This window comes from Bacillus sp. BD59S (assembly GCF_007363175.1).
GTDB lineage: Bacteria > Bacillota > Bacilli > Bacillales > Bacillaceae_G > Bacillus_A > Bacillus_A pacificus.
In genome coordinates this window covers 5,132,501-5,139,027 of the sequence record NZ_CP034686.1, presented here as the reverse complement: position 1 = coordinate 5,139,027, position 6,527 = coordinate 5,132,501, and the positions used below count along the sequence as shown (strand labels likewise).

Below are 6,527 nucleotides of genomic sequence, written 5' to 3'. Positions count from 1 at the left end.
TTACACCCTCTTCTTTGTTAATTTAAGTAATACTTTGCTTAAGCTTTCATCCGTAAGATCCTCTGCATCAGCAAAATCTGATACCGTAAAAGCAGACTCTGTTGTTGGTTTATTTATAAGTTGGCAAAGATGTCTCAACATACCATCTGCTATTACTTGAATTTTTAATTTAGAAAACTGTTCTCTACTATACATCCAAATAAAATGTAACTTTTCATCTTTCACCATTCCGATAACATCAATTAGATGAGATGGCTTGGAATCTGGAGCATGATCTAAAAATGTAAACCCTGCCTCTTGCATAAACAAAGATTCCTTTGAAAACACCTGATCAAATTGACCCAAATAGTTAAAGCTTATTGGAGGCTTTTGCTGATGAAACGGTAGTATTTCTTTATTCAAGTAACGTAAAATACCATAGTCTACTCCTTGATTCGGAATTCGACGCAATTGTTCTTTGACAGCCTTTAAGCCTTCAATTGGTGTTTTAGTTCCTTGAAAATTTAGATGAACAGGATAAATACTCGTGAACCAGCCCACTGTCCGTGATAAATCAATACCTTCTATCATCTCTTCTCTCCCGTGTCCTTCTAGATGAATAGAAACCGTTTGCTGATTTGTACAATCGACGATAGCTTGTCCTAATGCCGCCAATAGTACCTCATTAATCCTTGTCTTATGAGTGACTGGAACTTCGTGTAACAATGCTTGTGTTTCTTCTACCCCTAAAGTCCTCGTCACTTGATCAATCGATTCTTCTGTTGTTTCTTGTATTGGATAGTCCATTGGAATTGTCATTATTTCTTTTTCTACTTGTTCATTCCAATAATCCAGTACTTCTTTTGAAATACCCGAATCACTGTATGTCTGAAGTCGTTCAGACCATTCTTTAAAAGAGGTACTTTTCGCAGGTAAGCGAACTTCTTGACCTTGTTTCATCTGATTATATACCACCTGTAAATCTTCCAATAGAATCCTCCATGACACTCCATCTACTACTAAATGATGAATCACCCAGAATATTCGATCATTTCCAGTCAAGTTATCTTCAAAGTACACTACTCTCATTAACGGACCAGTAACTAAATTGAAACTAGCTTGATTAATGTTCATCTCTTCTTGTATTATTTTATTCCACTCTTTTTCATTAACTTTGTTCCGTTTTACAACATGGAGTACTGACAGCTCATCAGTCCCTTCATTTCTCTGCCTCCATGTTCCGTTTGGTAACTGCTCGTACCGAAAACGTAAAGCATCATGATGTTTGATTAAATTTAATATTGCTCCCTCTAGTAACTTCACATCCAATCTTTCTTTTACTCTTAAAAGCATTGATTGATTCCAATGCTCTGTATGTGGTTGTTCTTGCTCGAAGAACCAGCACTGAATTGGAGTAAGAGGCACATCACCTATCACAATTCCCTGCTCCGCTTGTACTCCCTGCGTTTCTATAGCCACTTGTGCCAGCTCAGCGATAGTTGGGCATTCAAACATTTGCTTTGGAGTAAGTTTTAACCCCACTTGACTTGCTTGAGATATGATTTGAATACTGAGAATCGAGTCGCCACCAATTTCAAAGAAATTATCATAGATTCCCACCTTTTTAACACCTAATACTCGCTTCCAAATGGTAGTCAGTATCTGTTCGTTACTATTCCGAGGGCCAACACATTCACTATTAACCTGCTTTTCCTCTGGCATAGGTAAGGCCTCTCGATCAACTTTACCGTTAGCTGTAAGTGGAATAGCTTCCATCGCCACAAATCCCGAAGGAACCATATAACTTGGTAGTTTCGCTTTAAGATACTCTCTCCACGCATCTACATTTCCATCTCCTACAACATATGCTACTAATCTTTTATCGCCCGGCTGATCTTCTCTTACAATTACAACTGCCTCTGTTACAGATGCATATGTATTTAAAGTAGACTCAATTTCCCCAATCTCAATTCTGAAACCACGTATTTTAACCTGATGATCAATTCTTCCGCGATAATCTAGATTCCCATCTGGCAAATACCTAGCTAAGTCTCCTGTCCGGTATAATCTTGCTTTTGGATTACTACTAAATGGATGAGATATAAAACGCTCTGCTGTTAATTCAGGTCTATTTAAATATCCACGTGCCAATCCTGCTCCACCAATATAAAGTTCACCATCAACACCTATAGGAACAGGTTGTTGATAAGCGTCTAGTATATACACTTCTAAATCGGGAATCCGCTTTCCAATATTACTTCTTGAAGCATGCTGCACATCATCTAGAGTAATTGGATAATATGTAACATGAACTGTAGTTTCTGTAATTCCATACATATTAATTAACTGTGGTTTTTTCTCCCCATACCTTTGAAACCACGGTAACAAGCCAATAGGTTCTAACGCTTCTCCGCCAAATATCACGTAACGCAGCTGCAAATTTTTATTCTTATCTTCTTGTTCACACACTCGTATTAATTGGCGGAATGCGGAAGGTGTCTGATTTAGAACTGTGACTTCTTCCTCCACCAATAATTGATAAAAATCCTTAGGTGATCGACTAATCCAGTACGGAACAACAACTAATTTTCCACCATATAATAACGCTCCCCAAATTTCCCATACTGAGAAATCAAATGCATACGAATGAAAAAGCGTCCAAGTATCTTTTTCATTAAACTGATACCAACAATCCGTCGATTTAAATAACCGTATAACATTGTGATGCTCTATCATAACGCCTTTTGGATTTCCCGTTGATCCCGAAGTATAGATCACATATGCCAGATTTTGGGGACCGACACTAGAAACCGGCAAAGTCTTACTTTCTTTCCCAATCTCATCTTGATCACGATCCAGGCAAATCGACTCAACATTTTCTGGTAACCAGTTCAATTCTTTTAAACTTTCTTGCGTTACGAATAACTGAATGCTAGCATCTTCTAAAATATATTGAAGTCGCTGCTCTGGATATGTTGGATCAAGTGGAACATAAGCCCCACCAGCCTTCAAAATTCCTAAAATACCTACAATCATCTCGAGGGAACGTTCAACGCACAGTCCAACTAAAGTATCAGGTCCTACTCCCTTTTTCTGCAGATAATGAGCTAACTGGTTTGCACGTTCATTAAGTTGCCTATAAGTAACTTTTTCTTTTTCATACGTAACTGCAATAGCGTGTGGATAAATCATTGCTTGTCGTTCGAACAATTCATGAAGAGTTTCCCGAGGTGGGAAATCCAGCTTAGGATTGTTGAACTCAACTATACTTTTTCTTTTATCTTCATCAGAAATAATTTCGATTTCAGCTACCTTTTGCTTTGGGTTTTCAAAAGTGTTTTCCATTATCGCTAACATAACGTTAAAAAAGCGTTTTATCTCTTCCTTAGAAAATAGCTCCTCACGATAATCAATATGTACATGTAAGGAGTCTATATCAATTAGATTTTCAATATGCACTGCAAGATCTTGTACCTCTTCACGGTTTGCGATCCATAGTGAATCACCACTTTCATCACGATCCCTATAATCAATCGTAGTTCCGAAAAGTCTCACATTGCTGTTATTCTCTTTATTAATCTGCTTTAATAACAAATCAAACGGATATTTCTGGTGTCTCAATGATTTACTTTGTTTTCTGGACACCCTACTAATAAATGAAAGTACTTCTTCTTCTGGATCAATATCCATTCTTAAAGGAACTGTACTCACCATCATTCCAATCAATTTTCGTTCCATTTTAGTCATACGGTTGCCGTAAGCCATTCCTAAACCAATATCAAGCGATGAGGTCCACCGATACATGGACAACGAGAAAGCAGCAACAAAAAGAGTATACAAACTAATTTTGTAACATTCAGAAAATTTTTCTATCTTTCTCTTCAAATGTTCCGTTAATATAAACGTCTCACGTGATGCTTTGGTACTAACTTGGTACGTATTATAAGGCTTCAATCCAGTCACAGATGGCAGTGTTTTAAATTCCTCTAACCAAAATTTTTGATCTTTTTGAAAGCGACTACTATTCAAATATGTTTGTTCATTGGTCAGAAATTGAACATATGAATTTTTAATTTCACCTTCCTCATTCTCGTTATGCATGTCATAATAATATTTTGCAATCTGCTCAGTAAATATTTGAATTGATAAACCATCCATAATAATATGATGAACATTTCCAAAGACTGCACATTCATTATCGTTTAATTTTATTAAAGCGAAATAGTATAAATTTGAATTAAATAATGTAAACGTTTCTTTTGTTTTCTGCTCAATCCATTCCTCAAGCAAATTTGTATTCTCCACATTACTGAAATCAAAAAACTCAAATTCTTGTTCTTCATGTTTAGTAAAATATTGTTTCGGTTCCTGATGCCCATTTTCTTTTAACCTAATGCACAGACCTTCATTTTCACTGATAACGCGATTCACAACTTGGTTTAATTTTGAATAATTCATTTTTCGATGAAGTTTAAATAAAAATCTTAAATTACATATTCCTTTATCAGAATGAACAACTTCTGTATACCATATTCTTCGCTGCGGATGGCTTAATGGATAACATTCCTCATTGGTCATAAAAATCTTCCCTTCAAAAATTATTTGCTCTTATAGGTTCGTGTTTATGTTTAGCCCATAAATATTTCTGCAGTGAAACTCCAATTACTCCAATAATAACAAGCCCAATCCCTCCATAAACATAGAGTTGAGTTACTCCAAACAAATGCACTAATGGACCACTCATAGCAGGAGAAATAATTAGAACTGCGTTTGTTAAACTGCTTTGTATACCAAATACTCTTCCTACTTGATCTTGATCGGATTCTATTTGTAAAATGACTTGATTAGATACAAGCATCAGCCCACTTCCGATACCAGCGATAAAACTAATTAAATAGGCTAAAACGAAGACCGTACCGGGCGTTATCAAACCAATCCCCCCAAAACCAATTCCCATTAAAACCATACCTCCACATACTACCCAGCCATATTGAAATTGTTTTAATTTCTGAGTTAGTAATGCACCAAGTATTCCGCCAAGACCAATAATAGAAATGATATATCCCATTTTACTTTTATCATGTGGGAATAAGCTCTTAAATAAAGTTGGGAATTGTGAGTCTACTAATTGTAATACTGCCATGGCTATTGTAACGAAAATCATGGTTGATAATATTATCCGATTAGATAACACATAACCCCACCCTTGTACCCAAGCGGTCCAAGTACTTTGTTTTTGCTTTTCAACAAATTCTTTCGATATAGTTTCTTTAAATTTTATTGTGGGTATCAGAACTAAGGTAGCTAATAAACAACTTATAGCTCTTATAATGAGGCAGAACTCTGGTTGAAACCAGCTCAGCAACATGCCCCCTATAAGTGGGCCTACTATCTTTGTACCCTGCTCTACTATTCCGTTGATACTTACTGCTTTAGTAAGCAAGTCCGGGGATACAATCTGTCTTGTTAGTGTTTGCTGTGCAGGATAATAGAAAACAATAAAAATGGAACGAATCATTAATGCCACTAAGAGCCAGTGGATATCTTGTACAAATAAAAGAGCAATTGTTATTAGACCAACCATTAGATTACAGAACATCATAATTGGAATTTTTCTAAAACGATCTGCAATAACACCTGCCCATGAGCCAAAAATAATTCCAGGAAGTGCATATGCAACAGGAATCAATCCAATCATAGTAGGATCTACTTCCCATTCAAACCCAACTATAGTCATAATCGCTAACATATCAATAAAAACACCAAGCATAAGCAATGAATAGGCAGAGAAAACTTGTAAATAAACCCTATTTCCTAATAGGCCTTTTGAATTGGTAGTTTTCATAAAAGCAAGCTCCTTAAGTTACTAATATAAACGCTTTTGGTATAAGGTACCCCTTTATTAAACTTAATTAATCATTATAAATATTTCACCTAGAATTTAACTTCGTTAAAATCTAGACTAACCTCAAGGTTTTGTATTTTTAAAATAGTCAGATAAATTTAAACGCACCTATTTCTTCATTTTTATATCAACTGTTACAAAATAGACCTTTTCCTCACACTAATAACAGCTAAACGTTGCCTTAATATAATCCTTTACAGTCGTTTGCACATTCAATTCACATCCTTTTTAAAGTTGGCTTTTTTCTATCTCAAATACTATCACACAAATATTTCACCTACTATATTCATAAAGTTGAAATATTTGAATCAGAAAATTCGGATAAAAAACAAAATCCACAAATCATAACAAACTATTATTTAGTTATATTTTCATTTTATAGATAGCTTTAACCATAAGGATATTAAGAATTAAGCTTTTTAATTTTATTAACATAATAGTTAATAGAGACTATAAATCCTACTAAATAAAAAGGTACATATACATTAAAGTATATGTACCTTTCCCTATCCTACATATTTTCTATTCAAATTGTAGAGGTTATTTCTTTTTTTCTAGAGGATACATGTAGGGAATTTAAAGATTTGCATACGAAATAAACCCTGACGGGTTTCATTTTTTGAATTAAGCCGCTTGATTATCA

General features: G+C 35.1%; 2 protein-coding genes and 1 pseudogene (1 of these 3 cut by a window edge). All 3 read right to left on the bottom strand.

Annotated features, from left to right (window positions below; translation table 11 throughout):
* The gene (locus EKQ63_RS29055; RefSeq protein WP_143881733.1) at window positions 1-4,557 is read right to left on the bottom strand and encodes a non-ribosomal peptide synthetase; all 4,557 of its coding nucleotides are present in this window, start codon (window positions 4,555-4,557) and stop codon (window positions 1-3) included.
* A gap of 13 nt (window positions 4,558-4,570) precedes the next feature.
* Window positions 4,571-5,824, bottom strand: a complete 1,254-nt coding sequence (locus EKQ63_RS29050) for an MFS transporter (protein ID WP_087952630.1) — start codon at window positions 5,822-5,824, stop codon at window positions 4,571-4,573.
* A 684-nt stretch (window positions 5,825-6,508) separates the two neighbouring features.
* Window positions 6,509-6,527: pseudogene (locus EKQ63_RS29045) on the bottom strand (IS4 family transposase); its annotated part runs 287 nt beyond the window's last position; the annotation flags it as partial.